Origin of the sequence: Microvirga guangxiensis, from assembly GCF_900102135.1 — a bacterium.
Lineage (GTDB): Bacteria > Pseudomonadota > Alphaproteobacteria > Rhizobiales > Beijerinckiaceae > Microvirga > Microvirga guangxiensis.
In genome coordinates, this window is the sequence record NZ_FMVJ01000002.1 from 595810 (window position 1) to 621809 (window position 26000).

The 26000-nt window shown below is 60.0% G+C and carries 27 protein-coding genes and 1 pseudogene; 18 read left to right on the forward strand and 10 right to left on the reverse strand.

Features of this window, described 5'->3' with window-relative positions:
- Window positions 1-49: 49 nt before the first annotated feature.
- Entirely contained in the window at window positions 50-925 is an 876-nt protein-coding gene (locus BLP10_RS02855) for an alpha/beta fold hydrolase (protein WP_091129502.1), read from the forward strand.
- On the opposite strand, the gene BLP10_RS02860 is transcribed toward BLP10_RS02855, so the two are convergent.
- The 5 genes and pseudogenes from BLP10_RS02860 to BLP10_RS02880 form a co-directional block, all read right to left on the reverse strand.
- Complete coding sequence (locus BLP10_RS02860) at window positions 922-1665, reverse strand: class I SAM-dependent methyltransferase (protein WP_091129505.1); 744 nt, start codon at window positions 1663-1665, stop codon at window positions 922-924. The genes BLP10_RS02855 and BLP10_RS02860 overlap by 4 nt on opposite strands.
- Window positions 1666-2430 (reverse strand): LamB/YcsF family protein, encoded by a 765-nt coding sequence (locus tag BLP10_RS02865; RefSeq protein ID WP_091129507.1) that lies wholly within the window; start codon window positions 2428-2430, stop codon window positions 1666-1668.
- Window positions 2431-2435: 5 nt separating this feature from the next.
- Window positions 2436-3728 carry a nicotinate phosphoribosyltransferase gene (pncB, locus tag BLP10_RS02870; protein WP_091129510.1) on the reverse strand — a complete coding sequence of 431 codons (1293 nt, stop codon included), beginning with the start codon at window positions 3726-3728 and terminating at the stop codon, window positions 2436-2438.
- Window positions 3729-3819: 91 nt separating this feature from the next.
- Window positions 3820-4149 (reverse strand): c-type cytochrome, encoded by a 330-nt coding sequence (locus tag BLP10_RS02875; RefSeq protein ID WP_091129513.1) that lies wholly within the window; start codon window positions 4147-4149, stop codon window positions 3820-3822.
- A 57-nt stretch (window positions 4150-4206) separates the two neighbouring features.
- Window positions 4207-5471 (reverse strand): annotated as a pseudogene (locus BLP10_RS02880) (PQQ-dependent sugar dehydrogenase).
- On the opposite strand from BLP10_RS02880, the gene BLP10_RS23365 reads away from it, so the two are divergent.
- Window positions 5461-5676 carry a hypothetical protein gene (locus BLP10_RS23365; protein ID WP_210183591.1) on the forward strand — a complete coding sequence of 72 codons (216 nt, stop codon included), beginning with the start codon at window positions 5461-5463 and terminating at the stop codon, window positions 5674-5676. The pseudogene BLP10_RS02880 and the gene BLP10_RS23365 sit on opposite strands and share 11 nt — an antisense overlap.
- On the opposite strand, the gene BLP10_RS02885 is transcribed toward BLP10_RS23365, so the two are convergent.
- Window positions 5652-6155: a pyridoxamine 5'-phosphate oxidase family protein gene (locus tag BLP10_RS02885; RefSeq protein ID WP_091130132.1), complete on the reverse strand. Its 504-nt coding sequence runs from the start codon at window positions 6153-6155 to the stop codon at window positions 5652-5654. The two genes, BLP10_RS23365 and BLP10_RS02885, sit on opposite strands and share 25 nt — an antisense overlap.
- A 220-nt stretch (window positions 6156-6375) precedes the next feature.
- Between BLP10_RS02885 and BLP10_RS02890 the strand changes: the two genes are divergently transcribed.
- From BLP10_RS02890 to BLP10_RS02900, 3 genes are read left to right on the forward strand one after another with little or no spacing between them, the layout of a single operon-like run.
- Window positions 6376-7500 (forward strand): Mrp/NBP35 family ATP-binding protein, encoded by a 1125-nt coding sequence (locus BLP10_RS02890; protein WP_091129515.1) that lies wholly within the window; start codon window positions 6376-6378, stop codon window positions 7498-7500.
- A gap of 7 nt (window positions 7501-7507) precedes the next feature.
- On the forward strand, window positions 7508-8170 hold the full coding sequence (gene mobA, locus BLP10_RS02895) for a molybdenum cofactor guanylyltransferase MobA (protein WP_091129518.1): 663 nt from the start codon (window positions 7508-7510) through the stop codon (window positions 8168-8170).
- A complete protein-coding gene (locus tag BLP10_RS02900) occupies window positions 8163-8393 on the forward strand; it encodes a sulfurtransferase TusA family protein (RefSeq protein WP_091129522.1) in 231 nt (76 codons plus the stop codon). Before mobA ends, BLP10_RS02900 begins: the two co-directional genes overlap by 8 nt.
- 46 nt (window positions 8394-8439) lie before the next feature.
- Here BLP10_RS02900 and BLP10_RS02905 read toward each other — a convergent pair whose 3' ends face one another.
- Window positions 8440-8616 (reverse strand): CsbD family protein, encoded by a 177-nt coding sequence (locus BLP10_RS02905; protein ID WP_091129525.1) that lies wholly within the window; start codon window positions 8614-8616, stop codon window positions 8440-8442.
- A gap of 353 nt (window positions 8617-8969) precedes the next feature.
- On the opposite strand from BLP10_RS02905, the gene BLP10_RS02910 reads away from it, so the two are divergent.
- Window positions 8970-9749 (forward strand): sensor histidine kinase, encoded by a 780-nt coding sequence (locus BLP10_RS02910; RefSeq protein WP_091129529.1) that lies wholly within the window; start codon window positions 8970-8972, stop codon window positions 9747-9749.
- On the opposite strand, the gene BLP10_RS02915 is transcribed toward BLP10_RS02910, so the two are convergent.
- Together BLP10_RS02915 and BLP10_RS02920 are read right to left on the reverse strand one after the other, a co-directional pair.
- The gene (locus BLP10_RS02915) at window positions 9746-10996 is read right to left on the reverse strand and encodes a glycerate kinase type-2 family protein (RefSeq protein WP_091129532.1); all 1251 of its coding nucleotides are present in this window, start codon (window positions 10994-10996) and stop codon (window positions 9746-9748) included. The two genes, BLP10_RS02910 and BLP10_RS02915, sit on opposite strands and share 4 nt — an antisense overlap.
- 59 nt (window positions 10997-11055) lie before the next feature.
- On the reverse strand, window positions 11056-11859 hold the full coding sequence (locus BLP10_RS02920; protein WP_091129535.1) for a DeoR/GlpR family DNA-binding transcription regulator: 804 nt from the start codon (window positions 11857-11859) through the stop codon (window positions 11056-11058).
- 199 nt (window positions 11860-12058) lie between these two features.
- Between BLP10_RS02920 and BLP10_RS02925 the strand changes: the two genes are divergently transcribed.
- The 6 genes from BLP10_RS02925 (at window position 12059) to BLP10_RS02950 (ending at window position 17882) form a co-directional block, all read left to right on the forward strand.
- Window positions 12059-12868 (forward strand): HAD family hydrolase, encoded by an 810-nt coding sequence (locus BLP10_RS02925; RefSeq protein WP_091129538.1) that lies wholly within the window; start codon window positions 12059-12061, stop codon window positions 12866-12868.
- Between the two features lie 25 nt (window positions 12869-12893).
- A complete protein-coding gene (locus BLP10_RS02930; RefSeq protein ID WP_091129542.1) occupies window positions 12894-13895 on the forward strand; it encodes an ABC transporter ATP-binding protein in 1002 nt (333 codons plus the stop codon).
- 76 nt (window positions 13896-13971) lie between these two features.
- On the forward strand, window positions 13972-15252 hold the full coding sequence (locus tag BLP10_RS02935; protein ID WP_091129545.1) for an ABC transporter substrate-binding protein: 1281 nt from the start codon (window positions 13972-13974) through the stop codon (window positions 15250-15252).
- Between the two features lie 79 nt (window positions 15253-15331).
- Window positions 15332-16234 (forward strand): carbohydrate ABC transporter permease, encoded by a 903-nt coding sequence (locus tag BLP10_RS02940; protein WP_091130135.1) that lies wholly within the window; start codon window positions 15332-15334, stop codon window positions 16232-16234.
- Window positions 16231-17040, forward strand: a complete 810-nt coding sequence (locus tag BLP10_RS02945) for a carbohydrate ABC transporter permease (protein WP_091129549.1) — start codon at window positions 16231-16233, stop codon at window positions 17038-17040. Before BLP10_RS02940 ends, BLP10_RS02945 begins: the two co-directional genes overlap by 4 nt.
- Window positions 17040-17882, forward strand: coding sequence for an endonuclease/exonuclease/phosphatase family protein (locus BLP10_RS02950; RefSeq protein WP_091129552.1), 843 nt, complete (start codon window positions 17040-17042; stop codon window positions 17880-17882). The genes BLP10_RS02945 and BLP10_RS02950 overlap by 1 nt, the downstream gene beginning before the upstream one ends.
- A 39-nt stretch (window positions 17883-17921) precedes the next feature.
- On the opposite strand, the gene BLP10_RS02955 is transcribed toward BLP10_RS02950, so the two are convergent.
- The gene (locus BLP10_RS02955) at window positions 17922-19409 is read right to left on the reverse strand and encodes an NAD-dependent succinate-semialdehyde dehydrogenase (RefSeq protein WP_091129556.1); all 1488 of its coding nucleotides are present in this window, start codon (window positions 19407-19409) and stop codon (window positions 17922-17924) included.
- Window positions 19410-19700: 291 nt separating this feature from the next.
- Between BLP10_RS02955 and BLP10_RS02960 the strand changes: the two genes are divergently transcribed.
- The 6 genes from BLP10_RS02960 to BLP10_RS02985 all read left to right on the forward strand — a co-directional run bounded on the left by BLP10_RS02960 (window position 19701) and on the right by BLP10_RS02985 (window position 25997).
- A complete protein-coding gene (locus BLP10_RS02960) occupies window positions 19701-20909 on the forward strand; it encodes an ABC transporter substrate-binding protein (protein WP_091129559.1) in 1209 nt (402 codons plus the stop codon).
- An 80-nt stretch (window positions 20910-20989) separates the two neighbouring features.
- A complete protein-coding gene (locus BLP10_RS02965) occupies window positions 20990-21748 on the forward strand; it encodes an ABC transporter ATP-binding protein (protein WP_091129563.1) in 759 nt (252 codons plus the stop codon).
- Complete coding sequence (locus tag BLP10_RS02970; protein ID WP_091129566.1) at window positions 21741-22448, forward strand: ABC transporter ATP-binding protein; 708 nt, start codon at window positions 21741-21743, stop codon at window positions 22446-22448. The genes BLP10_RS02965 and BLP10_RS02970 overlap by 8 nt, the downstream gene beginning before the upstream one ends.
- A gap of 3 nt (window positions 22449-22451) precedes the next feature.
- The gene (locus BLP10_RS02975; protein WP_091129571.1) at window positions 22452-23339 is read left to right on the forward strand and encodes a branched-chain amino acid ABC transporter permease; all 888 of its coding nucleotides are present in this window, start codon (window positions 22452-22454) and stop codon (window positions 23337-23339) included.
- A gap of 4 nt (window positions 23340-23343) precedes the next feature.
- Window positions 23344-24321 (forward strand): branched-chain amino acid ABC transporter permease, encoded by a 978-nt coding sequence (locus tag BLP10_RS02980; RefSeq protein ID WP_091129576.1) that lies wholly within the window; start codon window positions 23344-23346, stop codon window positions 24319-24321.
- 35 nt (window positions 24322-24356) lie between these two features.
- Entirely contained in the window at window positions 24357-25997 is a 1641-nt protein-coding gene (locus BLP10_RS02985) for a GMC family oxidoreductase (protein ID WP_091129580.1), read from the forward strand.
- Window positions 25998-26000 lie beyond the last annotated feature (3 nt).

The window sequence follows — 26000 nt, forward strand, 5'->3', positions numbered from 1 at the left end:
TGCTTTCGTAGGGCTGGAGGCTCCGGCTCAGGTGTAAGACAATCGGCCGATGTTCGAGCACTTCACACACCGCCTCGTTGAAACTTCAGAAGCCAACATCAATCTTCGTTATGGCGGCAGCGGCCCGCCTGTCCTGCTGCTGCATGGACACCCGCAAACCCATGTCATGTGGCACCGGGTGGCTCCGCGTCTCGCAGATGAGTACACGGTCGTTTGCGCGGATCTGCGTGGTTATGGCGACAGTTCCAAGCCACCGACGGCCTCCGACCACGAGCCCTATTCTAAGCGCGCCATGGCGCGGGATATGGTCGAAGCGATGCAGGATCTCGGCTTGGACCGCTTTGCCGTTGTAGGGCATGATCGCGGCGGGCGATGCGCCTATCGCATGGCGCTCGATCATCCAGATTGCATCGCTGCTCTCTCCGTGCTCGACATCCTACCGACCTACGAGCACTTCACGCGCACCGATATGGCCTTCGCCATGGGCTACTGGCACTGGTTTTTCCTCGCGCAGCCGCACCCCATTCCAGAAACCTTGATTTCCGCCGATCCGGACACGTTCTATCTGCGGCGCGGGCGGACCATGTTCGAACCGCAAGCCTTGGCGGAGTATAAGCGATGTTACTCCAACCCCATCACAATCAACGCCATGTGCGAAGATTACAGGGCGGGTGCGACAATCGATATGAAGCTGGACGAAGCGGACAAGTTCGCGGGACGGCGCATCGCTTGTCCTGTGCAAGCGATCTGGGGCTTAAAGAATGGCTTGGAACGCTGGTACGATGTTCTGGCCGTCTGGCGCGAATGGGCGGATCATGTTGAAGGGCATGGCATCGATTGCGGCCATTACCTTGCCGAGGAAGCGCCGGACGAAACGCTCGCCGCGCTGAAAAGCTTCCTTCAGAGAACGCTCAAGACCCGTTAAAGCCGCCCGATCCGCAGCGACAGGGGGAAGCGAATGTTGCGCCGCTGCTGCGGATCTCCCCATAGGCTCCGCAGATTTCGCCCGAACTGCTCGATCGGTTGGCGTCCCTCTGCCTTCTCAAGGCCACGCACCGCCGACCATGTATCCACATAGCCGATGAGATCGGATGCCTGCCACTGCACTTCGATGGCAAGAGGTGGAGCAGGCCATTCCTCCAAGGGAAAATCGAAGGAGCGGTAGCCCTCCTCCACATGACGGCGCTCCGGCGGCCAGTAAGGTCCCACCACGTTCTTGTAGAAGCTCTCGATGAGCGGCTGAACATCTTGATCCGCCTGGATCACACCATAGGTGATGAGCGCCAGAACCGCTCCGGGTTTTCCGACACGACGAACTTCTGCATAGAATGCATCGAGATCGAACCAATGCGCTGCTTGCGCTGCCGTGATCAGATCGACGGAAGCATCGGCAAGCCCGCTCGTCTCGGCAGGTGCAACCCGATACTCCACACGGTCATGGGCTTGCGCCTTCTCGATCTGCTGCGCGCTGGCATCGGTGGCGATCACATGCCTGAAACGCTCGGCCAATAGCACCGAGAGCTGCCCGGTGCCGCAGCCGACATCCAGAGCAACGTCTGTCCGTCGGCACATGTCAGCGAGGTACTCGATGAGTGCGCGCGGGTAAGTCGGGCGATGGGCCGCGTAGTCTCCCGACTTTTCCGAGAAGTGATCCTTGAACGACATCTAGCTTCCGGAGAATGGCGCTATAGTCACGCCGTTTGCCTCGAGCTTCGCCCGTACGGTCCGCGCCATGACGACCGCGCTCGGTTCATCGCCATGAACGCAGATCGTATCGATCTCGATAGGAATGCGCTTTCCCGACGTAGTGATGACCGCTCTATCCTGAATGGTGCGCAGAACGCGCTCGGCCGCTGCATCGGCATCGTGCAGTACGGAGCCGGGTTTTTTGCGGGACGTCAGCGTACCGTCGTCCTCATAGGTGCGGTCGGCGAAGAACTCCCGCGCAACCGGAATGCCGATCTGTTCCGATGCCTTCTCCATCAGGAGCCCCGGCATGCACACGTTGACGAGGCTTGAATCGACACCCTTGATGGCGCGCGCGATGGCAAGCGCAAGATCCTCGTCCTCGTTTGCCATGTTATTGAGAGAGCCGTGCGCCTTCACATAAGTAACTTTGTGTCCGGCTAACGCTGCAACCGCCTGCATGGCGCCAATCTGGTAGGCCACCATTCGCTCGATCTCAGCGGGAGAATCGCCGCGGATCACGCGTCTTCCGAAACCATGCAGATCATTGAAGCCCGGATGCGCGCCAACCGCCACACCCTTGCGTTTGGCGATCTCCGCTGTGCGGAACATGATGGATGGATCGCCGGCATGGAAGCCGCATGCCACATTTGCCGAAGAGACGATGTCGAGCATCGCCTCATCATCGCCCATGCGCCATGGTCCGTAGCCTTCGCCCATATCGCAGTTGAGATCGACTTTCATTGTCCTCACACCAGAACCGGTTGTGCTGTTTGCGCGCCCACGTGGAACACGCGCTTATAACGCTCAATCTGATCGTCCGGCCCCAGGGCTTTCGTTGGATTGTCCGAGAGCTTCACGGTCGGATGATCGTTTGCCGAAATCACTTTGCACACGATGGAGATGGGATCGAGCCCGCCATCGGCGACAAGTCCGCGGAAATCGTTCGTCAGCAAAGTGCCCCAACCATAACCGATGCGCATGCGCCCGCGGAAATGGTGGTGAATGCGTTCGATCACATTCACATCGAGGCCATCGGAGAAGATTGCGAGCTTCTCGCTCGGGTTTTGTCCCCGCTGCCGCCACCATTCGATTGCCTCTTCGCCACCCTCGATGGGGTCCTTGGAGTCGATGCGGATACCGGTCCAGGATGAAACCCAATCGGGTGCATTCTGCAGGAAATTCGTGGTGCCGTACGTATCGGGCAGGATGATCCGCAGGTTGCCTTCGTAATCTTCCTGCCAATCGGCCAGCACGCGATAGGGAGACTTCGCAAGCTCCTCATCGCTTTCGGTCAGCGCTGCATAAACCATGGGAAGCTCGTGGGCATTGGTGCCGACGGCCTCCACCTCGCGGCGCATGGCGATGAGGCAGTTTGACGTGCCAAGGAAGGCAGGGCCGAGACCTTCGATCATCGCCTGAACGCACCAGTCCTGCCACAGGAAGCCATGACGACGGCGTGTGCCGAAGTCCGAGATCGACAGGTCCGGCAGCTTCTTCAGGCTCTCGATCTTTTCCCAAACCCGTGTCATGGCGCGGGCATAGAGCACCTGCAGCTCGAACTTGCCCATGCCTCTCAAGACCCCGCGCGAGCGCAGCTCGTTGAGGATGGCGAGCGCGGGGATCTCCCACATGGTGGTTTCGATCCATGGCCCATGAAAGGTCAGCACGTACTGGCCGTCTTCCTTCTCCAAAAGATATTCCGGGAAGCGGAAGGTCTCGAGCCAATCCATGAATTCCGGCGAGAACATCTGCCGCTTGCCATAGAACGTGTTGCCGCGAAGCCAGGTGGATTCGCCACGGGTCAAGGACAGGCTGCGCACATGGTCGAGCTGCTCGCGCAATTCACCCGCATCGATGATGTCGGCAAGGCGAATTCGAGTGCTGCGGTTATGGATTCCGAAGGTGACCTGGACATCCCGATGACGGCGAAAGATCGTTTGCGCCATCAGAAGCTTGTAGAAGTCCGTATCCAGGACCGACCGAACGATCGGATCGATTTTCCAGGTGTGGTTATAGACCCGGGTCGCGATGTCCACCATCGCCTGCTCCTAGCCGTTTCAGGAGGCAGGACAATAGCGAAGGCTGGAAGCTGGCGAAAGAGCGCTTGGCTCATACCTCCTTTGTTTGCCCTCACGGGGGCAGCACATCGACCTCAATCGACGAGTAATAGGCCGCGATATCGGCCATATCCTGTTCCGAGAGGTCTTTTGCGACAATGTTCATGCTCTCGTTCTGGCGGGCACCGGATTTGTAATCGGCCAACGCTTTAACGAGGTACCCTTCGATCTGTCCTGCCAGATTCGGAGCTTCCGGGTTCTTCGAGAGGCCATCCAACCCATGGCAGGCCTGGCATGTGGTGATCTTCTGGCGCCCTGCCCTGGCGTCAGCGGCATATCCGGAGACAGGCAGGAGACTCGTCGAGAGAGCCCCGAACAACATCAGGGCGTCGGTCTTCTTCATGGTTTCGCCTTTCGGGGAAACAGGCGCGCCGCCCGGGGCGCGCCTGTCAAAGCGGGCTTACTGTCCTTCATAGGAGATGCGGTAGATCGCACCTGCCGTATCGTCCGAGACAAGAAGCGAACCGTCGAGCAACATGGCAACGTCAACCGGACGGCCGAGATACTCGCCGTTCTCGTTAAGCCAGCCTTCTGCGAAGACCTGAGGCTTGTCTGCCGTTCCGTCGGGCTTGAGCGGCGTGAACATCACCCGCGCGCCTATCGGTTTGGTGCGGTTCCAGGACCCATGCTGAGCCGAGAAGATGCCGCCCTGATAGGCTGCCGGAAACATCTTGCCCGTATAGAACATGAGCCCGAGGTCGGCGGCATGGGGCGCCATTTCGGATTGGGGCCCTACGACCCTGCCGGAACCTGATCGTCCTTGTATTCGACGGTGCGAACCGTCCCACCCCCATAATAGGGGAAGCCGAAGTTCTGGCCTATCTGGACGGCGCGGTTGAGCTCGCCGGGAGGCTGGTCATCACCCATCCCGTCAACCTGATTGTCGGTGAACCACAAGGACTTGTCGGCTGGGTTGAACTCGATCCCCACCGAGTTGCGGATGCCGGTTGCGTAGACCTCCCGGTTCTTCCCGTCCTGATCCATGCGGATGATGCCGCCGATGCCGACCTGCCGATAAAGCTCCATCTTTTCCTTGGGCGGCACATTGAAGGGCTGTCCGAGAGCAATGTAGAGCTTGTTATCGGGTCCGACGCGGCAGACGCGGGCCGTATGATTGAAGCTCTCCTCAGCCGGCGGGATCAACTCACCCTGCTTGGCGACGATTCCCGCCGCGACATCGGGCCCTTCATAGAAAAACTCTGCAGCAGGGAATTGCAGCACGCGGTTCTGCTCGACAACGTAGAGCATGCCATCGCGGGAGAAGCAGACTCCGTTGGGGATCTTGAACTCTACGGATGGTGCGAACTGCTTCACCTCGTCTGCCACACGATCCTTATCGCGATCCGTGACCACATAGACATTGTTCTTGCGGGTCCCAACAAAAACAACGCCAGCGTTCGGGCCGACTGCCATGTGGCGGGCATCAGGAACCAAGGCATAGAGATCAATCTTGAAGCCCGCAGGCATCGTAATCTTCGCAAGGTTCTTTCGAATGGCGTCAGCCCGGCGTCCCTCTTGGGGGATTTGCCTGGGTTCAACGGTTCCTGTGCTCTGAAATGTCTGCAGCTTTTCGAGGTTACTCGTCGGCGGCTGAGTGGCAGGCTGTGCAAAACTGGAAGATGCAAACGCTACAGTGGAGACGGCGACAAGCCAGATGAACTTCATCCTTCCCTCCCTGGGAGCGCCCCCTGTTTTTGTGCTCTTCAACCTGCAAATTATCTACAGGTTACTTTGTTTTATTGACGTTGATTATACTCAAGCTGCCCGCATTGCGGAAGAAACAAATAAGTATCATGAAAAAGGGCCGCTACGCGGCCCTGTTGATTGTCAGCTTACTGAGTCTCGTCAGCTCAGGTTGACCTTTGCCTGATCGCCTGGATTGGGCTGCTGCCCCGTCAAAGCAGCCTTGGCATAGCCGTAGAGATGCACGATGGTTGAGGATGGGCTGTCCCAATACTCCCCCTTCGAAGGATGCACACGGATCAATGCGATCTGCGGATCGTCCACGCCTTCCGGGAACCAGGCACGCAACGGCTCCGACCACTTCTCCTGGATCGTAGCCTTGTCGCGCACAATCTCCGCCTTGCCGGCAACGGAGACGTAGGTTTGGCTGCTGGGATCACTGTAGGCCAGATTCACTTCATTATCGCGGGAGACTTCGGTAATCTTGGGAGATTGGATTTGCGTGAAGAACCAGAGATCTCCATGCTCGTCGGTCTCTTGGCTGTGCATGGGGCGGCTGTGCAGCGTGCCATCCGTATCGACGGTGGTCATCATGGCGATCTTCACGTCCTTGATGAGTTCGTAGAGCTTCTTGGCATTAGGGTCATTATGGCCGTGCTGGTGCATCATCCTCTCCTGGTTGCATCACAATGTCTCGGGCAGGCGATGCGCAAATGCAGGCTTTCGATTGCGGGATGGCGCCCCCGAGGGATCGGTTGAACAACGGGTTAGGTGGGTTTTGGTTCGGATATCGCCTATGACACCCAGACAACGCCTTAACGGATGGGCGCATAGCCTATACATGAGGCTCAAGCGATTATCGAAGCCAAGTCCAGGAGCCTCCATCGTGGCGATTACCCGTGAACATGTGCTGCAGGCGCTCTCGACCGTGACGGTCGACGCCAGTGGAACCGACCTTGTGGCTTCAGGGCGTCTCTCCGACGTTCACATCGACGATGCGGGCCGCGTGATGTTCTCGATCGCAGTCGACCCTTCCGAAGCGCAGGCCATGGAGCAGGTTCGCCAAACCGCCGCCACCGCCGTCCAGGGGCTACCGGGTGTGAAGGGCGTCTTCGCAAGCCTCACCGCCGACAGGCCTGCCGGATCGGCTCCGCAATCTTCTCCTGCCGCTGCTCAGCGTCCCCGCGCTGCAGCCCAGCCCAAGAATCAACGCATTCCGGGCGTGAAGCATGTGATCGCCGTAGCTTCCGGCAAAGGGGGCGTCGGCAAATCGACGACCGCTTGCAATCTTGCCTTGGGCCTCGCAGCGCTGGGCCTGAAGGTCGGCGTTCTGGACGCCGATATCTATGGCCCATCCATGCCCAAACTCTTCGGCATTCACGGCAAGCCGAAGCTGCTCGAGAACCGCATTCTCGAACCCATGGAGGCCTATGGCTTGAAGGTCATGTCCATCGGCTTCTTGGTCGAGGAGGAGGCCGCCATGATCTGGCGCGGGCCGATGGTCATGTCGGCCATTACGCAGATGCTGCGCGAAGTCGCCTGGGGCGATCTGGACGTACTTGTGGTGGATATGCCGCCGGGCACGGGTGACGCCCAACTCACCATGGCGCAGGCAACGCCTCTGGCAGGCGCCGTAATCGTTTCCACCCCCCAGGATCTGGCGCTCATCGATGCACGGCGCGGTGTATCCATGTTCAAGCGTGTGGAAATACCCATCCTTGGGATCGTCGAGAACATGGCTACCTTCGTCTGCCCTCATTGCGGACAGAGCTCGCATATTTTCGGACATGGCGGCGCACGATCGGAAGCCGAGCGTCTGGGAGTGCCATTTCTTGGAGAAGTCCCGCTCAACATGACCATTCGTGAACTTTCGGACGCAGGACGTCCCGTTGTCGCGACGGATCCTAAAGGGCCTCATGCCACGATCTACAAGGATATGGCGCAGCGCATATGGACGACCTTGTCCGGCGGAGAGACTGCTCGTCCTGCCCCGCGCATCGTGATCGAGTAGGCGTGCCATGGCGCCATATCCGGCAACGTTAGGCGTAATTCTCGCCGGCGGGTTGGCGCGGCGCATGGGCGGCGGTGACAAGCCTCTTCTGAGGCTTGGAGGTCAAACCCTTCTTGCTCATGTGGCGCAGCGTCTGGCGCCGCAATGCGAAAGCATGATCCTCAATGCGAACGGCGACCTTTCACGCTTCGGGATGCTGGACATACCTGTGGTTCAGGATTCGATTTCCGACAATCCGGGCCCGTTGGCGGGCGTTCTGGCTGCCCTTGAATGGGCAGCCCTTCACAAGCCCTCCATCACGTGGGTCGCGACCGTGCCAGGCGATACGCCTTTTATCCCGAGAGATCTTGTGTTGCGTCTTCATGCAGCGCGCGACGCAGCCTCCACACCTCTTGCCTGCGCTGCATCGGGTGCCAACCAGCACTACACCACGTGCCTTTGGCCCGTCGATCTGCGCCATGACATGCGTCATGCGCTTCTGGAAGGCATGCGTCGCGTGGAAGACTGGATGAAGCTTCATGGGTCGACAGCCGCTTTCTGGCCAGCCGAACCGTTCGATCCATTCTTCAACATCAACACCCCGGACGATCTGGCGGCCGCACAGGATATCTTCGAACGGCACACATCAATGGATACGGCAGCCGCGAGGACCGGAGGATACGATGCTTGAATTGGACCTGTCCGGGTTGAAATGCCCGCTCCCCGTCCTGCGGACCCGCAAGGTTCTGCTTGCCATGAAGCCTGGCGACCAATTGCGCGTGATCTGCACGGACCCGCTGGCAGGCATCGATGTCCCTAACCTTGTCCGTGAACTTGGCGATGAGCTGATTGAACAGCGCCAGGGAGAGAAGAGCATCAGTTTTCTGATTGCCAAGGCCGAACAATCGAAATGAAAAAGGCCCGGCAGATGCCGGGCCGATTTATGGAGCCTTACCTGGATCAGGTGCTCTTGCGCAGGCTATCCTTCATGCCGCCGACGGTGTTCTGGATCCGGCCTTCAGCCTTATCCATTTTGCCTTCAGCTTCCATCTTCGAATCGCCAAGGGCCTTACCAAGCCCTTCCTTCACGCGACCCTTGATGTTCTTCATGCTGCCTTCGGTGCGATCATGATCCATCGTTATTCTCCTCAGTCTAGTGTGTGAGGGAGAACGCGCGTTCCTGAGGAAGGTTTCAAGCTGGGCGTTACGTATTTTCAGCTCTCATCTTAAGGCATTCACAAATTCGTCATTAAATATTATTGTTAAATAACACTATTTTTATTCTGAATAAAACACACCTTCTCTGGTTAAATACATAGCAATATTTAGAATAATCATAATCATACCAATATCTTTCCGAGAAAAATTCTCGCAAAGCACTACATTCCTGTTCTTTTGCCTTTTGTCACTTTTCACACATGGACATGGCATTCGTCTGCTCTACTTCGTGAGTTCCGTTCTAACGTTATATATGTGGATAGTGAGTTCTCGTGCCATCCGCTCAAAGGCCCCCTAAGAAACCCACGAAGCCTGCGTACCTTCCGCCTATTCGGTCCGGTGCAAGGAAAACGGCGCAGCCTCTGGACCGGATTGCCCTGCTTGCGCACCAGCTCAGGACGCCCCTCTCGGCAATCAATGCCTTGGCGCAAGGCTTGATGCGCCGTGCGGAGCGTATGAGTTCCGAGGATGTCATGACCCGCGCGGAAAAGATCTGGCGCGCCAGCCTGCGCTTGGATGAACTGATCGAGATGATCATGTCCTATACGAGGGCAAGCGCGGGCGGCATGCTCCTCAACCCGAGCGAGTTCAACCCTGAAGCCTTGATCAGGCGCGCCTGCAAGGAACAGAACAATCACGATCCCGATCGGCCATTTTCCATCGACATTCAGAAGCTCCCCGAGATCATCATAGGTGATCCTATCCTGCTGGAGCAGGCTCTCGTGATCGTATTGTCCAACGCGATCAAGTATTCGGCCGCCAGAGCCCCAATCAGCCTCAGGGCACGTCCTTCAAAAGAGGGTGTCATGATCGTCGTGAAGGACGAAGGGATCGGGATCTCCGAACACGACCTGCCATTCGTGATGCAACCCTTCTTCCGCGGCCGCAACGCCAAGGATATTCCCGGCACGGGACTTGGCCTCAGCCTTGCATGGCACATCGTCACGCTTCATGGCGGCAGCCTTCACATCGCCAGCAAGGAAGGGAACGGGACGACCGTAACGATGACGATTCCCGAGAGAAATGTGACGGGTGCTGCGGGCGTCCTCTAGCGGATCAGGATGGCACGAAAGTCATTCACGTTGGTCAATGTCGGTCCTGTGATGACAAGCCTGTCGAGTTGCGCGAACGCGGAATAAGCATCGTTGCCCGCAAGATGCGAGGCAAGGTTGACGCCCCTGCCCCGGGCGTCCGCAAACAGGGTCTGATCGAACCATGCGCCTGCATTGTCTTCCGATCCGTCGATCCCGTCGGTATCGCAGGCAATGGCGGAGAGGCGTGCCTCTCCGCGCAGCGCCAGAGCAAGCGACAATAGGAACTCGGCATTGCGCCCGCCCCGCCCTGAACCACGGAGCGTCACGGTCGTCTCTCCGCCCGAGAGAAGCACGCAGGGCACCCCAACAGGTTCTCCATGCAACCGCACAGAGCGCGCGATTCCTGCCATTACGCGCCCGACCTCACGCGCCTCACCTTCGATGGCATCGCCGAGGATCAGCGGAATAAGGCCAGCTTCACGGGCTCTGGCGGCTGCCGCGTCGAGCGCCATCTTGGGCGTGGCAAGCATATGCACCACACCACCCGCGCCCGTAGGTTCAACTGCATTCGCCCTCACCGCCTGCATCACATGCGCAGGCACATCAATCCCATACTTGCCGAGGATAGCCTCAACCACATCCGGATCGACGCGCTCCGGAATTGTCGGGCCGGAACCGATGCTGCCAGGATCGTCGCCCGGAACATCCGAGATGAGATAGGTGACGATCTGTGCTGGATAGGCCGCTTCGGCCAGCCTCCCTCCCTTGATCGCGGAGAGCGCCTTGCGCACGAGGTTCATCTCGCCGATTGGCGCACCCGACTTGAGGAGAGCACGGTTCAAGGCCTGCTTGTCTTCAAGGGTGATGCCTTCCGCGGGTAGCGAAAGCAACGCGGATGCGCCGCCTGAGATCAGGCAGATGATGAGATCGTGGGGCCCTGCCTCCTTCGCCAAAGCCAGAATGCGTCTTGCAGCATTCAGCCCTGCCTCGTCGGGAACAGGATGAGCCGCCTCGACGATCTCAATGGAGCGCGTGGAAACTGCATGGCCATAACGCGTAACGACCAGCCCCTCGCAGGTTCCCCCCGCCTTCACCCAGGCATCTTCAAAAGCCGCCGCCATACGTGCGGAGGCCTTGCCGGCTCCGAGCACGATGGTTCGGCCTTTGGGCTGAGGCGGCAGGCGCCCATCGAATTTTCCATCCGGGAGCGCCGCCCTCAGGGCAGCATCGAACAAGTCATGCAGGATCTTGGCATCGTCTGTCATGCCGAGAGCTTACGACAGAAATCATTTTCGGGAAGACCCAGGATCCTATCCGGCCTCGTTCAAGCGTCGACCCTGACATGCCCGCTCTGCCTGGCCAGATGCAAGGACACGTTGTCGGCGGCAATCTTCTCGGCAAGCACGCTGTCGGGCGCTCGGTCGGTGACGATATCCGAGAGCCTCTCCATCGGGCAGACAAGCTCGAGATGGCGCCGGTTGAATTTGGCCCCGTCAAGAAGGAGGACGCTTCGCTCAGCCCGGTCGATCATCGTGCGCTTGACCCAGCAGGCCTGTGTTTCCACATCGTTCGGCCCCTCGAATGTGAGACCGCTGGCGCCGATGAAGGCGATATCCGCGTTGAAGCGCTGAAGGAAAGAGCAGGTTTCCGAGCCATAGACACCTCGCTCGTGCGCCGAGAAGTCGCCCGGGCAAAACAGCACTCGCGCACTGCCCTGCTGCACAAGCGCATTGGCAACGGCAAAGCAGTTGGTGATCACCGTGATCTTCTTGGCCATTTCGGCCAGAACATGGGCGAACCGGGCTGTGGTCGAGCCCGAATCGATCATGATCACGTCTCCCGGCTGCACCAGTTTGGCGGCAGCCCTGGCAATAGCCTCGCGCTCTTCAACAGCCAGCGTGTTCCTGTCCTGAAATTCAGGTTGGAGACCAAGCTGCCGTCCGGCCGCGCCTCCATAGGTGCGGCTGACCAACCCTCGCTGGGTCAGTTCCTCGATGTCACGCCGCACCGTCTCGGCGGAAACACCAAGCCTACGGGCGAGATCCGACGTTCGCACGGCGGGGCTCAAGCCGAGTTCGGCCAGGATCAGCCTTTGACGCACCGCCTTTTTGCCTTCGGGGAAGGACACGCTTCACCTCTCCATCCGCAACCAAGGATAGCGTAACTCGCTCAAAAAAATTGGAACATCCCACAGAAGTATGATTGAACTGCCAAATTCTGTCATCTAGGCTTCACACAAGGCACCGAGTGTGCCGCCGAAGGAAACGCCTGCTCATGCTCGTGACCGTTCTGTATTCTTGCTGCTCCCTGTCGACCGGAGCGACAGCATGATCCCTCTTTCTCAGCTCTCGCTCGAGAAGGCGCGGTCCATTCGCGTCATCCTGACCGATATTGACGACACCGTTACGACAGAAGGCATGTTGACGGCCTCTGCCTATGCGGCCCTGGAAAACCTCCAGCGCGCTGGCTTCCTCGTGATCCCGGTAACCGGGCGTCCCGCAGGCTGGTGCGATCACATCGCCCGCATGTGGCCGGTAGACGGCATCGTGGGAGAGAACGGCGCATTCTATTTTCGCTACGACCGCGAGCGAAAGAAAATGGACCAGCATTTCTGGGCGAGCCCTGAGGAGCTGAAACAGAACCGCACAAAGCTCGATGCCATCGAGAAAGAGGTTCTCGCTTCCGTTCCCGGTTCTGCCCTTGCCAGCGATCAGGCCTACCGCCTGGCGGATCTCGCCATCGATTTCTGCGAGGACGTTCCGGCTCTCCCCGAGTCCGAGGTCGATCGGATCGTCGCCATCTTCGAGCGCCATGGCGCGCAGGCCAAAGTTAGCTCCATCCATGTGAACGGCTGGTTCGGCGACTACAACAAGCTCAGCATGGCCAAGACGATTCTGGCCGATGTTTTCGGGATGGGCTGGGAAGAAGCCAAGCAATCCGTAATTTATGCGGGCGATTCACCCAACGACGAACCCATGTTCGCGGCCTTTCCGTTCAGTGTCGGCGTTGCCAACATTCACGCTTTCGAGCACCGGCTGAAGAACAAGCCCGCCTATATCGCCAAGGGTCATTCAGGAGACGGTTTCGCCGAGCTGGCCGATCTTCTCCTGGCGGCCAAACGCCAACACGCATCTTAACTTTCAGGTCTCAAGGGTCGAACTCATGTCCGAGATTGTCGTCAACGCAGTATCGAGAACCTGGGGCGGTGTTGGCGGCGTCAACCGCATCAGTTTCAAGGCCGATGCGGGGACGCTTCTGGTCCTGCTCGGCCCTTCGGGCTGTGGCAAGTCCACGACGCTCCGCCTGATCGCAGGCCTGGAGGAAGTTGATTCCGGCACCATCACCATCGGCGGACGGGACGTCACGCATCTCTCGCCGGCGCAGCGCAACATCTCGATGGTGTTCCAGTCCTATGCGCTCTTCCCCCACCTGAACGTCGCGGAAAACATTATCTTCGGCCTGAAGGTTCGAGGCGTCGGACGTGGCGAGCGCGACGAGCGTCTCAAGAAAGTGGCGGATATCGTGGGCCTGAGCCATCTGCTCGAGCGCAAACCGTCTCAGCTTTCCGGCGGCCAGCGCCAGCGAGTCGCGCTGGGCCGCGCCATCATCGCGGAAGCACCTGTTTGCCTGATGGACGAGCCGCTCTCCAACCTCGATGCCAAACTCCGTCACGAGATGAGAACGGAAATCCGAAGCCTGCAGCAGCGCCTCGGCATGACGATGGTCTATGTCACGCACGACCAGACGGAAGCCATGACCATGGCAGACCGGGTGATCCTGATGCGTGATGGGCATATCGAGCAGAACGGCGCACCGCACGAACTTTACAACGAGCCGGCAAGCGACTTCACGGCACGCTTCATCGGCACGCCCCCCATGAACCTCATCTCCTGGCATGATGGCTCCGTTCTCGGAGTGCGTCCTGAGCATATCTCCCTCGTCGAGAGCAACGGCATTCCCGCGACTGTCCAGGCCGTGGAATATCTGGGCGCGGACAGCATCATTCTCTGTGACGTAAAGGGCGAAACCGTCTCTGTCCGTCAGACCGGCTATTGCTCGCTGCCTGCTGGTGCACAAGTCGGTCTCGGATGGCAAAACCGTCACATACATCTGTTTGACAGGGACAGCGGAAAGCGTCGCGTGGGCAGCACTCTGGCCCAGTAAGGCTTTCCTCTGAAAGAGCGCAGGCGGTGGAAGGCCGCAGGCGTACGGCTTCTAAATAACCCGAAGGGGGAGGACAATGAAGTTCAAGACGAAAGCCCTGCTCACGGCAGGATTCATGACGCTGGCCAGCCTCGGCGCCGGCACTGCTCAGGCGGTCGACCTGACCATGTATTATCCTGTTGCAGTCGGTGGTCCTGTCACGAAGGTCATCGATGACATGGTCCAGCAGTTCCATAAGGAAAATCCGGACATCAAGGTCGAGTCCGTTTATGCGGGCAACTACACCGACACCATGACCAAGGCCATGACCGCCATGAAGGGCGGCCAGCCGCCGCAGCTGTCGGTTCTGTTCTCCACCGATCTCTTCACGCTCATGGACGAGAAGGCCATCGTGCCGATCGATGAGATCCCCGGCGCCGACAAGGAATGGTTGAACAGCTTCTACCCGGCCTTCATGGAAAACGGCCGCGTCGAGGGCAAGACCTGGAGCATTCCGTTCCAGCGCTCCACCATCGTGCTCTACTACAATAAGGACGCTTTCAAGGAAGCAGGCCTCGATCCCGAGAAGCCGCCGACAACCTGGGCCGAAATGGCCGAGATGTCGAAGAAGCTCGTGAAGAAGGATGCATCCGGCAACGTGAGCCGCTGGGGCGTTGAAATCCCCTCCACGGGTTACGGCTACTGGATGCTTCAGGCACTCGCCATCGAGAACGGCCAGAAGCTCATGAACGAGGCCGGCAATCAGGTTTCCTTCAATGCGCCGAAGACCGTCGAAGCCCTGCAGTACTGGGTCGATCTCGCGGCCAAGGAAGGCGTGATGCCCAAGGGCGCCGTGGAATGGGGCACCCTGCGCACGGACTTCCTCGAAGGCAAGACCGCCATGATGTGGCACACCACGGGCAACCTGACAGCAGTGAAGGAAGCCGCCAAGTTCAACTTCGGCGTCGCCATGCTCCCGGCAAAGGAGCGTCGCGGCTCTCCGACCGGCGGCGGCAACTTCTATGTGTTCAAGAGCGCAAGCCCTGAGCAGCAGCAGGCTGCTGTGAAGTTCATCAAGTGGATGACCGCTCCCGAGCGCGCTGCCGACTGGAGCATCAAGACCGGCTACGTCGCCGTGACTCCCGCAGCCTATGAGACGGAAGTCATGAAGAACTACGTCAAGGACTTCCCGCAGGCTCTTGTCGCGCGTGATCAGCTGGAGCATGCCGTTGCCGAACTCTCGGTCCACGAAAACGGCCGCATCTACAAGATCATGAACGATGCGATCCAATCGGCCTTGACCGGTGCGCAGACCCCACAGGAAGCTCTCGACGGCGCCCAGAAGCAGTCCGAGCGTTTCCTCAGCCGCTACAAGTAATCCAGCCTCGGTGCTGCGGCGGGTCCCCGCCGCAGCACATCGTTTGATCGCGCAGGAGAATGCGATGGTATCCGCCGTCATGAGTGCTGTTGAATCCAAGGCCATCAGGCGCAGGAATTGGCAGACCAACATCAATGCTTGGCTGCTCCTGCTGCCGGCCGTCGTTCTCCTGGCAGCCTTTACCCATTATCCGATCCTCTCCACGATCTATCACAGCTTCCACTCGCTGAGCCGAGGCGGCACATCCGAGTTCGTGGGCCTGGAGAACTACACCTTCATGCTGGAGGACGACGTCTTCTGGCAGGTTCTGCGCAACAACATCATCTTCGCCCTCGCCACCGTGCCGACCAGCATCGGACTCGCGCTTCTGATGGCCGTCTGGGTGGACAAGAAGATGGCCGGACGCTCCTTCCTGCGCCTTGCCTTCTTCACGCCGACTGTTCTTCCCATGATCGCGGTGGCGAACATCTGGCTGTTCTTCTACACCCCCGGCTATGGCCTGCTCGACCAGTTCCTGAAGAGCCTTGGCTTCTCGGGCCATAACTGGCTTGGCGACCCCTCCACCGTCATGAGCTGCCTCGCTGTCATGGTGGTCTGGAAGGAAGCCGGCTTCTTCATGATCTTCTATCTCGCGGCTCTGCAGACCATTCCGCCCGAGTTGAAGGAAGCCGCACAAGTCGAAGGTGCGAGCCGGTGGTATTTCTTCCGCCGCGTGACGCTGCCGCTTCTCATGCCGACGACCCTGTTCATTTCGATCAATGCGCTGATCAACTCCTTCAAGCTCGTCGATCAGCTCGTCATCATGACCAAGGGCGGACCGAACAACGCGAGCTCGCTCCTGCTCTACTACATTTACGAAGTCGCCTTCACATTCCAGGACACGGCTTTTGCCGCAACTCTGACAGTCACCCTGATCGCAATTCTGGCTGGCGTGGCCCTCACCAAGTTCGTCTATCTCGACCGCAGGATTCACTACCAATGAGACAAAAAGATCATTCGGTCGAAACCATCGCTGCCTGGGCTCTGGCGCTGCTGTGGCTATTGCCGCTGGCATACAGCCTGTGGAGTGCGTTCCATCCCTCCGAGTATGCGACGCGCTTCGACCTCACCGCCCCGCTGACGCTCGACAACTTCGTCAGGGCCTGGAACCAGGCGCCGTTCGCGCGCTACTACCTCAACACCCTGATGCTAGTGACAATGGTGCTCGCCTGCCAGCTCGTGATTGCCACGCTGGCGGCCTATGCCTTTGCGCGCTTCAAGTTCTTCGGGCGCGATGTTCTGTTCGCGCTCGTGCTCGTGCAGCTCATGATCATGCCGGACGTGCTGATCGTGGAGAATTACCGCGTCATCAGCGGGCTCAACCTGCTGGATACGATTCCGGCCATCGGCCTGCCCTACTTCGCCTCGGCTTTCGGCATCTTCCTGCTGCGCCAGACCTTCAAGGGCGTTCCGAACGAGCTCGTGGAAGCCGCGCGCGTGGAAGGCGCATCCTCGTTCGGCGTGCTCTGGCGCGTCTTCGTGCCGCTCGGCAAAACGACGTACATCGCCTTCGGTCTCGTCTCCGTGAGCTACCATTGGAACAACTTCCTCTGGCCGCTCATCGTGACAAACTCGGTTGAGAGCCGTCCGCTTACAGTGGGCCTCGCCGTGTTCGGCGCGCCAGAAACCGGCGTCGACTGGTCCGTGATCACGGCAGCGACCGTCATGACCATGGCGCCGTTGCTCCTCGCCTTCCTTCTGTTTCAGAAGCAGTTCGTCCAGTCCTTCATGAGGGCAGGTATCCGCTGATGAAGCTCGTCACCTGGAACATTCAGTGGGGCCTCGGCTGCGACGGCAAGGTCGATCTCAACCGCATCGTCGAGACCGCGAAAGCACTCAGCGATGCGGATGTGTTCTGCTTCCAGGAGATCTCGCACGGATTTGCTCCGCATGACGGCGGTGAGGACCAGCCCGCGATCCTCAGCGATCTTCTGCCCGGCTACACCCCCATCTTCCGCCCCGCCGTCGAGCGGCGCGACGGGAATGGCCGCCCGCAGGTCTTCGGCAACATGATTCTCTCGCGCCTGCCCGTGCTGGAGATCACAAGCCACATGCTCCCGTGGCCCGCAACGGAATGCCGAAGCATGCAGCGTCAGGCCCTCGAAGCCATTGTCGCAACGAGCTTCGGTCCGGTGCGCGTCACCACCTGCCATCTCGAGTATCACTCCGTCGAGCATCGGCAAGCTCAGGTCGAACACATCCGCGCCGTGCACGAGACCAACGAGAAACGGAGCAGGCTCAAGCATCGCGATACGTCGGAAGGGCCCTACCGCACTCTTGCCGCGCCTGTCGGCTCCATCGTCTGCGGCGACTTCAATCTCGGCCCTGACGATCCGCTCCACGCTGAAATGCGAGCGTCCTTCGCCTCAGGCATTCCGGCCTTCGTGGATGCGTGGGCGATCAAGCATGGCGATGCGCCCCATGCACCCACGACAGGCGTTGCCGATTTCAAGCAATGGCCGCAGGGTCCCCATTGCCGCGACTACATCTTCGTGACGGAAAATCTGGCGGATCGGATCACCGACCTGCGCGTCGATGTGGAAACCATTGCGTCCGACCATCAGCCAGTCTCCATCACCCTCCGGGACTAAAAGGAAAAGCCGGGCTTCAGAAAAGCCCGGCTTTCTTTGTCACATACCGGCGAGGCAGACGTATTTGATTTCGAGGAAGCCCTCGATGCCGTATTTGGAGCCCTCACGTCCGAGCCCCGACTGCTTGATGCCACCAAACGGCGCCATCTCGTTGGCCAGCGCCGGCGTGTTCACGCCCACCATCCCGCTCTCCAAAGCCTCCGCCACGCGCCACACCCGGGCCATGTCCTTGGCGTAGAAGTACGACGCCAGTCCGAACTCCGTGTCGTTGGCCATCGCGATCACATCCTCCTCGTCCTTGAACGTGATGATCGGAGCAAGCGGCGCGAAGGTTTCTTCCTTCGTCACCTTCATGCTCTGGGTGATGCCCGTCATCACCGTGGGCTCGAAGAACGTGCCGCCCAGATCCGACCGCTTGCCGCCCACCAGCACCCGGCCGCCCTTCGACAGCGCGTCCTGCAGGTGGTCCTCCATCTTGGCCACAGCGCGATCGTCGATCAGCGGCCCCATGGTCACGCCCTCCTCCGTGCCCCGCCCGAGCCGCAGGCTCGTGGCCTTGGCGGCGAGCTTCTCGGCAAAGGCCTCGGCTACGCTCTCCTGCACATAGATCCGGTTGGCGCACACGCAGGTCTGGCCGGCATTGCGGAACTTCGAAGCCGTAGCGCCCTCCACCGCCGCATCGAGATCGGCATCGTCGAACACAATGAAGGGGGCGTTGCCGCCAAGCTCCAGCGACAGCCGCTTGATGCTGTCACCGGCCTCCCGCATCAGCCAGCGGCCCACATTGGTCGAGCCGGTGAACGTGATCTTGGCCACCTTCGGATTGCGGCAGAACTCCTCGCCGATGGGCTTGGCCTCGCTGGTCGTGATCACCGAGAACGCGCCCTTGGGCACCCCGGCCCGTTCGGCCAGCACCGCGAGCGCGAGTGCCGAGAGCGGGGTCTGGGCGGCGGGCTTGAGCACCATGGTGCAGCCGGCGGCCAGCGCCGGGCCCACCTTGCGGGTGATCATGCCATTCGGGAAGTTCCAAGGCGTGATGGCCGCGCACACGCCCACAGGCTGCTTGAGCACCAGGATGCGCTGGCCGGCATTGGCGCCGGGAATGATGTCGCCGTCGATGCGCTTGGCCTCTTCGGCGAACCACTCGATGTAAGCCGCGTTCGAGATCACCTCGCCCTTGGCCTCGGCGAGCGGCTTGCCCTGCTCGGTGGTGAGGATCAAGGCCAGATCATCGGCATTCTCAATAATGAGGTCGTACCATGCCTTGAGGATCCGGCTGCGCTCCTTGGCGGTGCGCTTGGCCCACTCCTTCTGCACCGCATGGGCCGTGTCGATGGCCCGGCGGGCGTCCTCTGCCCCGAGATCGGGCACATGGGCGATGAGCGCGCCATCGAAGGGATCGGTGACGGGAATGGTCTTGCCCCCGGAGGCATCGGTCCACTCGCCGGCCACATAGGCCTGCGACACCAGCAAGGATGCATCCTTCAAAGCGGGGACACGGCGGTCCGGAAAATTATGCGCAGTCATGGAAGGCTCCAGGCTCGATAAGGGAAAATGATGGAAGGGATATAGGCATCCCTCCTCAGCCTGAACACCACACTTGGCGCCGGTCTGGGTTGTCGCCAGCTATGGGAAGGGAATCCTGGCCAAAATCGTGACGGAGCGAAAGAGTTGCGACTTAAGGATGAAGCTCAATCGCATTGCTTAGGCGTGCGGCGCCGTTACCTTGTGTTGACCGGTTCCATGGGGGGTTTCACCATGCGGCCCGATATACGGCAGGACCAACCTGCCTTTCCGACAACAATGGGAAGGAAGACGATGCGAGTTCTCAAGCCAATCCTGTTCGCCCTCAGCTGCACTGTGGCAGCACAGGCGGCCTACGCCCAGAATATCTCCGACAACGTGGTGAAGATCGGCATCCTCAACGATCAATCCGGCGTCTATGCGGATTTCGGCGGAAAATCTTCCGTGGCAGCGGCTCAAATGGCCGTTGAGGACTTCGGCGGCAAGGTCAACGGCGCCTCGATCGAGGTCGTGAACGCCGATCACCAGAACAAGCCGGACGTGGCCTCCAGCATCGCCCGTCAATGGTACGATGCCGATAAGGTCGATGCCATCATGGAGCTGACCACCTCTTCCGTCGCGCTCGCGGTTCAGGGTCTCTCGAAGGAGAAGAAGAAGATCACCATGACCACCGGTGCGGCAACGACCGAGCTCACCGGCAAGCAGTGCTCGCCTTACGGCTTCCACTGGGCCTATGACACTCATGCTCTCGCTGTCGGCACCGGCGGCGCGCTGGTGGAAAACGGCGGCAACAAGTGGTTCTTCCTCACCGCCGACTACGCCTTCGGCTACTCCCTCGAGGAGCAGACCTCGAAGTTCGTGAAGTCGAAGGGTGGTCAGGTTGTCGGCTCCGTGCGCCATCCGTTGGCCGCTACCGACTACTCGTCCTTCCTGCTCCAGGCTCAGAGTTCCGGCGCCAACGTCATCGGTATGGCCAATGCCGGCCTCGACACCGCAAACGCCATCAAGCAAGCCGCCGAGTTCGGCATTACCCAGGGCGGAACGCGCCTCGCTGCGCTTCTCTTCACCCTTGCCGAAGTGAAAGGCCTGGGCCTCCAATCCGCTCAGGGTCTGACGCTCACCGAAGGCTGGTATTGGGACCAGAACGACGAGAACCGTGCCTTCGCCAAGCGCTTCCAGGCCAAAACCGGCAAGATGCCCAACATGATCCATGTGGGCACCTATTCGACCGTGATGCAGTACCTGAAGGCTGTGCAGAAGGCCGGAACGGACGAGACGGAAGCCGTCGCCAAGGCCCTGCATGAGATGCCGGTCCAGGACGCTTTCACCAAGAACGGCAAGGTCCTGCCCAACGGCCGCATGGTCTACGACATGTATCTCTTCCAGGTGAAGAAGCCGGAAGAGAGCAAGAGCGAATGGGACATGTACAAGCAGCTCGCCACCATCCCCGGCGACCAGGCCTACATGAAGGCTGCCGAGAGCGGCTGCCAGCTGACCCAGTAATCCAAGCAGTAACGGAGCGGGGACGGCTCACGCCGCCCTCGCTCTTTCATTCTCATTCATCGTTCGGGATCAACGGCCGCATGGTCAGTACTCAACCGATTTTGAGCGCCACAGGCCTCACCATGGAATTTCGCGGCTTCGTCGCGGTGAAGGATGTGACGCTGTCCGTCAACGAAGGAACGATCCATGCCTTGATCGGCCCGAATGGCGCCGGCAAGACCACGGTCTTCAACCTTCTCACCAAGTTTCTCACACCGACGCGGGGGCAGATCAGCTTTCGCGGCAACGACATCACCGGGCTGAAGCCTGCCGAAGTGGCGCGCCTCGGCCTCGTGCGTTCGTTTCAGATCTCAGCGGTCTTTCCGCATCTGACCGTGCTCGACAATGTGCGCGTGGCACTGCAGCGTCCGAAGAATCTCGCTACCCAGTTCTGGCTTCCCTTCAGTAGCCTCTCGGTTCTCGACGATCGTGCGCTGGAACTGATCGATGCGGTCAATCTCTCCGCCTATGCGCATCTCACAGCCTCGGAACTGTCCTATGGCCGCAAGCGCGCGCTCGAGATCGCCACGACGCTTGCCCTCGATCCCGCAATGCTCCTTCTCGACGAGCCGATGGCCGGCATGGGACATGAAGATATCGGACGCATTGCCGACCTGATCAGGCGCGTCGCCAAGAACCGCACCGTGCTCATGGTGGAGCACAACCTGAATGTCGTGGCGGATCTGTGCGATCGCGTCACCGTTCTCGCTCGCGGCGAGATCCTCTCCGACGGGTCCTATGCAACCGTCAGCGCCGATCCGCGCGTGCGTGAAGCCTATATGGGGACTGAGCATGAGTAACCAGCCTCTCCTCGAAGTTCGCGGGCTGAATGCCTGGTACGGAGAAAGCCACGTCCTTCACGGTGTCGATCTCGATATCCGGGAAGGTGAAACCGTGACGCTGCTCGGCCGCAACGGCGCGGGCAAGACGACGACCCTGCGCGCCATCATGGGGATTCTGCGCCGACGCCAAGGCACGATCCGCTTGCGCGGCAAGGATCTTCTCGGCCTTCCGCTTCACAAGGTGGCGCAGGAGGGGATCGGCTATGTGCCCGAGGAGCGCGGAATCTTCGCGAGCCTCAACGTGGCCGAGAACCTGATGCTGCCGCCGAACGTCTCGCAAGGCGGCATGAGCATCGACGAGATCTACACGCTCTTCCCCAACCTGCATGAGCGTCGCTCCAGTCAGGGCACGAAGCTCTCCGGCGGTGAGCAGCAGATGCTGGCGATTGCCCGCATCCTGCGCACCGGGGCGCGGACCATCCTTCTCGACGAGCCGACCGAGGGCCTCGCGCCTGTCATCATCCAACGCATCGGCGACGTGCTGGTAGAATTGAAGAAGCGCGGCATGACAATCCTGCTGGTGGAGCAGAACTTCCGCTTCGCCAAGAAAGTCGCGGACCGTTTCTACCTCATGGAGGACGGACGCATGGTCAATTCCTTCCCAGGTCATGAGCTCGATGCGCGCATGGACGAACTCCACGAAGTGCTGGGAGTGTAACGAATGAGCACGATTTTCGGCATTCCCGCCCCTGCCCTCTACGGGCAAATTCTCATCGGCCTCATCAACGGCTCCTTCTATGCCATGCTCAGCCTTGGGCTCGCCGTGATCTTCGGCCTGCTGCGCGTGATCAACTTCGCCCATGGCGCCCAGTACATGCTCGGCGCCTTTGCGGCCTATCTTCTGCTGACCTATGCAGGCATCGGCTACTGGCCGTCTCTCTTCCTGGCCCCTCTGCTCGTCGGAGCGGTGGCGATCGTCATCGAGCGCTTCATGCTGCGGCGCCTCTATGGTCTCGATCCCCTTTACGGCCTTCTCCTGACCTTCGGCTTGGCCCTGATTTTCGAAGGCGCCTTCCGGCATTGGTTCGGCGCTGCCGGCAAGCCCTATGCGCCGCCAGCCCAACTGACAGGGGCCATGAATCTCGGCTTCATGTTCATGCCGATCTATCGCGGCTGGGTGGTTGTGGCCTCCCTGTTCGTCTGCATCGGCACATGGCTGCTCATCGAGAAGACGAGGCTTGGCGCTTACCTGCGGGCGGCGACGGAGAATGCCACGCTTGTTCAGGCTTTCGGCGTGAACGTGCCGCTTCTTCTGACACTCACCTATGGTTTGGGTGCAGCGCTGGCGGCGCTGGCGGGTGTCCTGGCCGCGCCGATCTATCAGGTCAGTCCTCTGATGGGCACGAACCTCATCATCATCGTCTTTGCCGTGGTCGTCGTGGGTGGCATGGGGTCGATCCTCGGCGCCATCGTCACGGGCTATGTGCTCGGTGTGTTGGAAGGACTGACGAAGGTCTTCTACCCAGAAGCCTCAAGTATCGTTATCTTTGTGATCATGGCCATCGTTCTGCTCGTCAGGCCGGCAGGTCTCTTCGGGCGGGAGGAGTAATATCATGGCTGTCGGAACCCAGTATCTCGCAGAACAGCAGCCCAAACTGAGCACGACGTCGCTTGTGCTCGGCGCCATTGCCATTGCGGCTCTGATTGCAGCTCCCTTCTTCTTCTACCCCGTCTTCCTGATGAGCATTCTCTGCTTTGCGTTGTTCGCCTGCGCGTTCAACCTGCTCATCGGCTATGTGGGTCTTCTTTCCTTCGGCCACGCCGCCTTCTTCGGGGGCGCAGCCTATTACACAGCCCATGCGGTCAAGGTGTGGGGATTGGAGCCGCTCACGGGGATTCTTTTCGGCGCTGCCGGCGCTGCTGCCATGGGCCTTATCATCGGCTTCATCGCCATTCGCCGCCAGGGCATCTACTTCGCCATGATCACCTTGGCACTGTCGCAGATGTTCGCCTTCATCTGTCTGCAGGTCCCGTTTACCCATGGCGAGGACGGCATTCAGGGCGTTCCCCGGGGCCATCTGCTCGGCATCATCGACCTCAATCAGCCGCTGTCGATGTACTACGTCACGCTTGCGATCTTCCTGTTCGGCGTCTTCGCCGTCTGGCGCATCGTTAACTCGCCCTTCGGAAACATCCTGAAGGCCATTCGCGAGAACGAGCGGCGTGCCGTCTCTCTCGGCTACCGGGTCGATCGCTACAAGCTGGGCGCTTTCGTCATGTCGGCTGCGCTTGCGGGTCTCGCCGGCGGCACGAAGGCCATCGTGTTCCAATTCGCCACGCTGACCGACGTGCAATGGCAGATGTCGGGCGAGGTCATCCTCATGACTCTTCTCGGCGGCATCGGCACCATGATCGGCCCCATCGTCGGCGCAGGTCTGGTCATCGCCCTGCAGAACTATCTCGCCTCGTCCCAGTTCCCCGTCACGGTTCTGATCGGCATCATCTTCGTCATCTGCGTGCTGCTGTTCCGTCGAGGCATCGTGGGCGAGATTTTGGAGCTCATGAAGCGCAAGCCCAAGGGTAATGTCTAAGCGACATTACCAATGGCTATCGATTGAGGCGTGTCATGTCCGATAGCAACACGTTCGACTATGTCATCATCGGAGGAGGTTCGGCAGGCTGCGTCCTGGCGAACCGTCTCTCCAAAGATCCCGGAAATTCAGTCTGCCTCCTGGAGGCTGGCGGAAAAGACAACTGGATCTGGTACCACATTCCCGTAGGCTACCTGTTCGCCATCGGCAATCCGCGCGCCGACTGGATGTTCAAGACCGAGAGCGAGCCCGGGCTCAACGGGCGCATCCTCAATTACCCGCGCGGAAAGGTGCTGGGCGGCTGCTCGGCCATCAATGCCATGGTCTACATGCGCGGCCAGCGGGAGGATTACGACAACTGGCGCCAGATGGGCCTGAAAGGCTGGGGCTGGGATGACGTCAGACCGATCTTCCGCCAACACCTCGACCATTATCTTGGTGCCGGCGAGCACCATGGCGCAGGGGGTGAGTGGCGTGTCGAAGCCCCCCGAACCCGGTGGGACATTCTCGACACCTTCATCGAGGCCGCCATCGAGACCGGGATTCCTCGCACGAGCGATTTCAATACCGGAAGCAACGAAGGCATCTCGTACTTCCACGTCAACCAGAAGAATGGGCGGCGCTGGTCCGCCGCGCGCGGTTTCCTGAGACCTGCTCTATCGCGCCCCAATCTGAAGCTCGAAATCAATGCGCATGCCACGCGTCTTCTGTTCGAAGGCAAGCGGGCTGTAGGCGTCGAGATTCTGCAGAACGGCACTCTCCGCCGCATTCATGCGCGCAAGGAAGTCGTTCTCTCTGCTGGCGCAGTGGCATCACCTCAAATCCTGCAACTATCCGGCATCGGCGACGGCAATCTCCTGCAGCAGCACGGTATCCCGGTGCTGCAACATCTGCCAGGCGTTGGCGAGAACCTTCAGGATCACCTACAGCTGCGGCCGATCTACAAGGTATTTGGGGTTCGCACCCTCAATGAGGATTATCGCTCGCTCGTGAAGAAGGGCTATATGGCGCTCGAGTATGCCCTGTTCCGGCGCGGACCGCTCACCATGGCGCCTTCGCAACTGGGAGCCTTCACACGCTCCTCCCCGGACTATGCCACGCCCAACCTTCAGTTCCACATCCAGCCCCTTTCGCTCGACAAGTTCGGAGAGGACCCGCACCCCTTCCCGGCTTTCACGGCAAGCGTTTGCAATCTGAGGCCGACAAGCCGCGGCAGCATCCGGATCCGCAGCGGCAAGGCCGGTGATGCGCCCTCTATCCGCCCCAACTATCTCGCGACCCCGGAGGATCAGCAGGTTGCCGTGGATTCACTGCGCCTTGTCCGTCGCATCGTCTCGATGCCGGCGCTCCAGAAATACCGGCCCGAAGAATACAAACCCGGCGCTCATCTGAATACGCACGACGAGCTTCTCAATGGAGCACGGGACATCGGCACCACCATCTTCCATCCGGTCGGTACGGCGAAGATGGGAATCGAGACCGACCCCATGGCGGTTACGGATGAGCGTCTGCGGGTTCGTGGCATCGAAGGTCTTCGCGTGATCGATGCTTCGGTCATGCCGACGATCACGAGCGGGAACACAAACTCGCCGACGCTGATGATCGCAGAGCGAGGAGCGGCCATGATCCTGGAGGATCATTCACACAAGGTGGATACGATCAGGCAATCGGCCTGAGAA

Coding starts and splice junctions, on each gene's coding strand:
- BLP10_RS02855 (WP_091129502.1), top strand. CDS start 50: ATGTTCGAGCACTTCACACACCGCCTCGTTGAAACTTCAGAAGCCAAC.
- BLP10_RS02860 (WP_091129505.1), bottom strand. CDS start 1,665: ATGTCGTTCAAGGATCACTTCTCGGAAAAGTCGGGAGACTACGCGGCC.
- BLP10_RS02865 (WP_091129507.1), bottom strand. CDS start 2,430: ATGAAAGTCGATCTCAACTGCGATATGGGCGAAGGCTACGGACCATGG.
- pncB (WP_091129510.1), bottom strand. CDS start 3,728: ATGGTGGACATCGCGACCCGGGTCTATAACCACACCTGGAAAATCGAT.
- BLP10_RS02875 (WP_091129513.1), bottom strand. CDS start 4,149: ATGAAGAAGACCGACGCCCTGATGTTGTTCGGGGCTCTCTCGACGAGT.
- BLP10_RS23365 (WP_210183591.1), top strand. CDS start 5,461: ATGAACTTCATCCTTCCCTCCCTGGGAGCGCCCCCTGTTTTTGTGCTC.
- BLP10_RS02885 (WP_091130132.1), bottom strand. CDS start 6,155: ATGCACCAGCACGGCCATAATGACCCTAATGCCAAGAAGCTCTACGAA.
- mobA (WP_091129518.1), top strand. CDS start 7,508: ATGGCGCCATATCCGGCAACGTTAGGCGTAATTCTCGCCGGCGGGTTG.
- BLP10_RS02900 (WP_091129522.1), top strand. CDS start 8,163: ATGCTTGAATTGGACCTGTCCGGGTTGAAATGCCCGCTCCCCGTCCTG.
- BLP10_RS02905 (WP_091129525.1), bottom strand. CDS start 8,616: ATGGATCATGATCGCACCGAAGGCAGCATGAAGAACATCAAGGGTCGC.
- BLP10_RS02915 (WP_091129532.1), bottom strand. CDS start 10,996: ATGACAGACGATGCCAAGATCCTGCATGACTTGTTCGATGCTGCCCTG.
- BLP10_RS02925 (WP_091129538.1), top strand. CDS start 12,059: ATGATCCCTCTTTCTCAGCTCTCGCTCGAGAAGGCGCGGTCCATTCGC.
- BLP10_RS02930 (WP_091129542.1), top strand. CDS start 12,894: ATGTCCGAGATTGTCGTCAACGCAGTATCGAGAACCTGGGGCGGTGTT.
- BLP10_RS02935 (WP_091129545.1), top strand. CDS start 13,972: ATGAAGTTCAAGACGAAAGCCCTGCTCACGGCAGGATTCATGACGCTG.
- BLP10_RS02940 (WP_091130135.1), top strand. CDS start 15,332: ATGAGTGCTGTTGAATCCAAGGCCATCAGGCGCAGGAATTGGCAGACC.
- BLP10_RS02945 (WP_091129549.1), top strand. CDS start 16,231: ATGAGACAAAAAGATCATTCGGTCGAAACCATCGCTGCCTGGGCTCTG.
- BLP10_RS02950 (WP_091129552.1), top strand. CDS start 17,040: ATGAAGCTCGTCACCTGGAACATTCAGTGGGGCCTCGGCTGCGACGGC.
- BLP10_RS02955 (WP_091129556.1), bottom strand. CDS start 19,409: ATGACTGCGCATAATTTTCCGGACCGCCGTGTCCCCGCTTTGAAGGAT.
- BLP10_RS02960 (WP_091129559.1), top strand. CDS start 19,701: ATGCGAGTTCTCAAGCCAATCCTGTTCGCCCTCAGCTGCACTGTGGCA.
- BLP10_RS02965 (WP_091129563.1), top strand. CDS start 20,990: ATGGTCAGTACTCAACCGATTTTGAGCGCCACAGGCCTCACCATGGAA.
- BLP10_RS02970 (WP_091129566.1), top strand. CDS start 21,741: ATGAGTAACCAGCCTCTCCTCGAAGTTCGCGGGCTGAATGCCTGGTAC.
- BLP10_RS02975 (WP_091129571.1), top strand. CDS start 22,452: ATGAGCACGATTTTCGGCATTCCCGCCCCTGCCCTCTACGGGCAAATT.
- BLP10_RS02980 (WP_091129576.1), top strand. CDS start 23,344: ATGGCTGTCGGAACCCAGTATCTCGCAGAACAGCAGCCCAAACTGAGC.
- BLP10_RS02985 (WP_091129580.1), top strand. CDS start 24,357: ATGTCCGATAGCAACACGTTCGACTATGTCATCATCGGAGGAGGTTCG.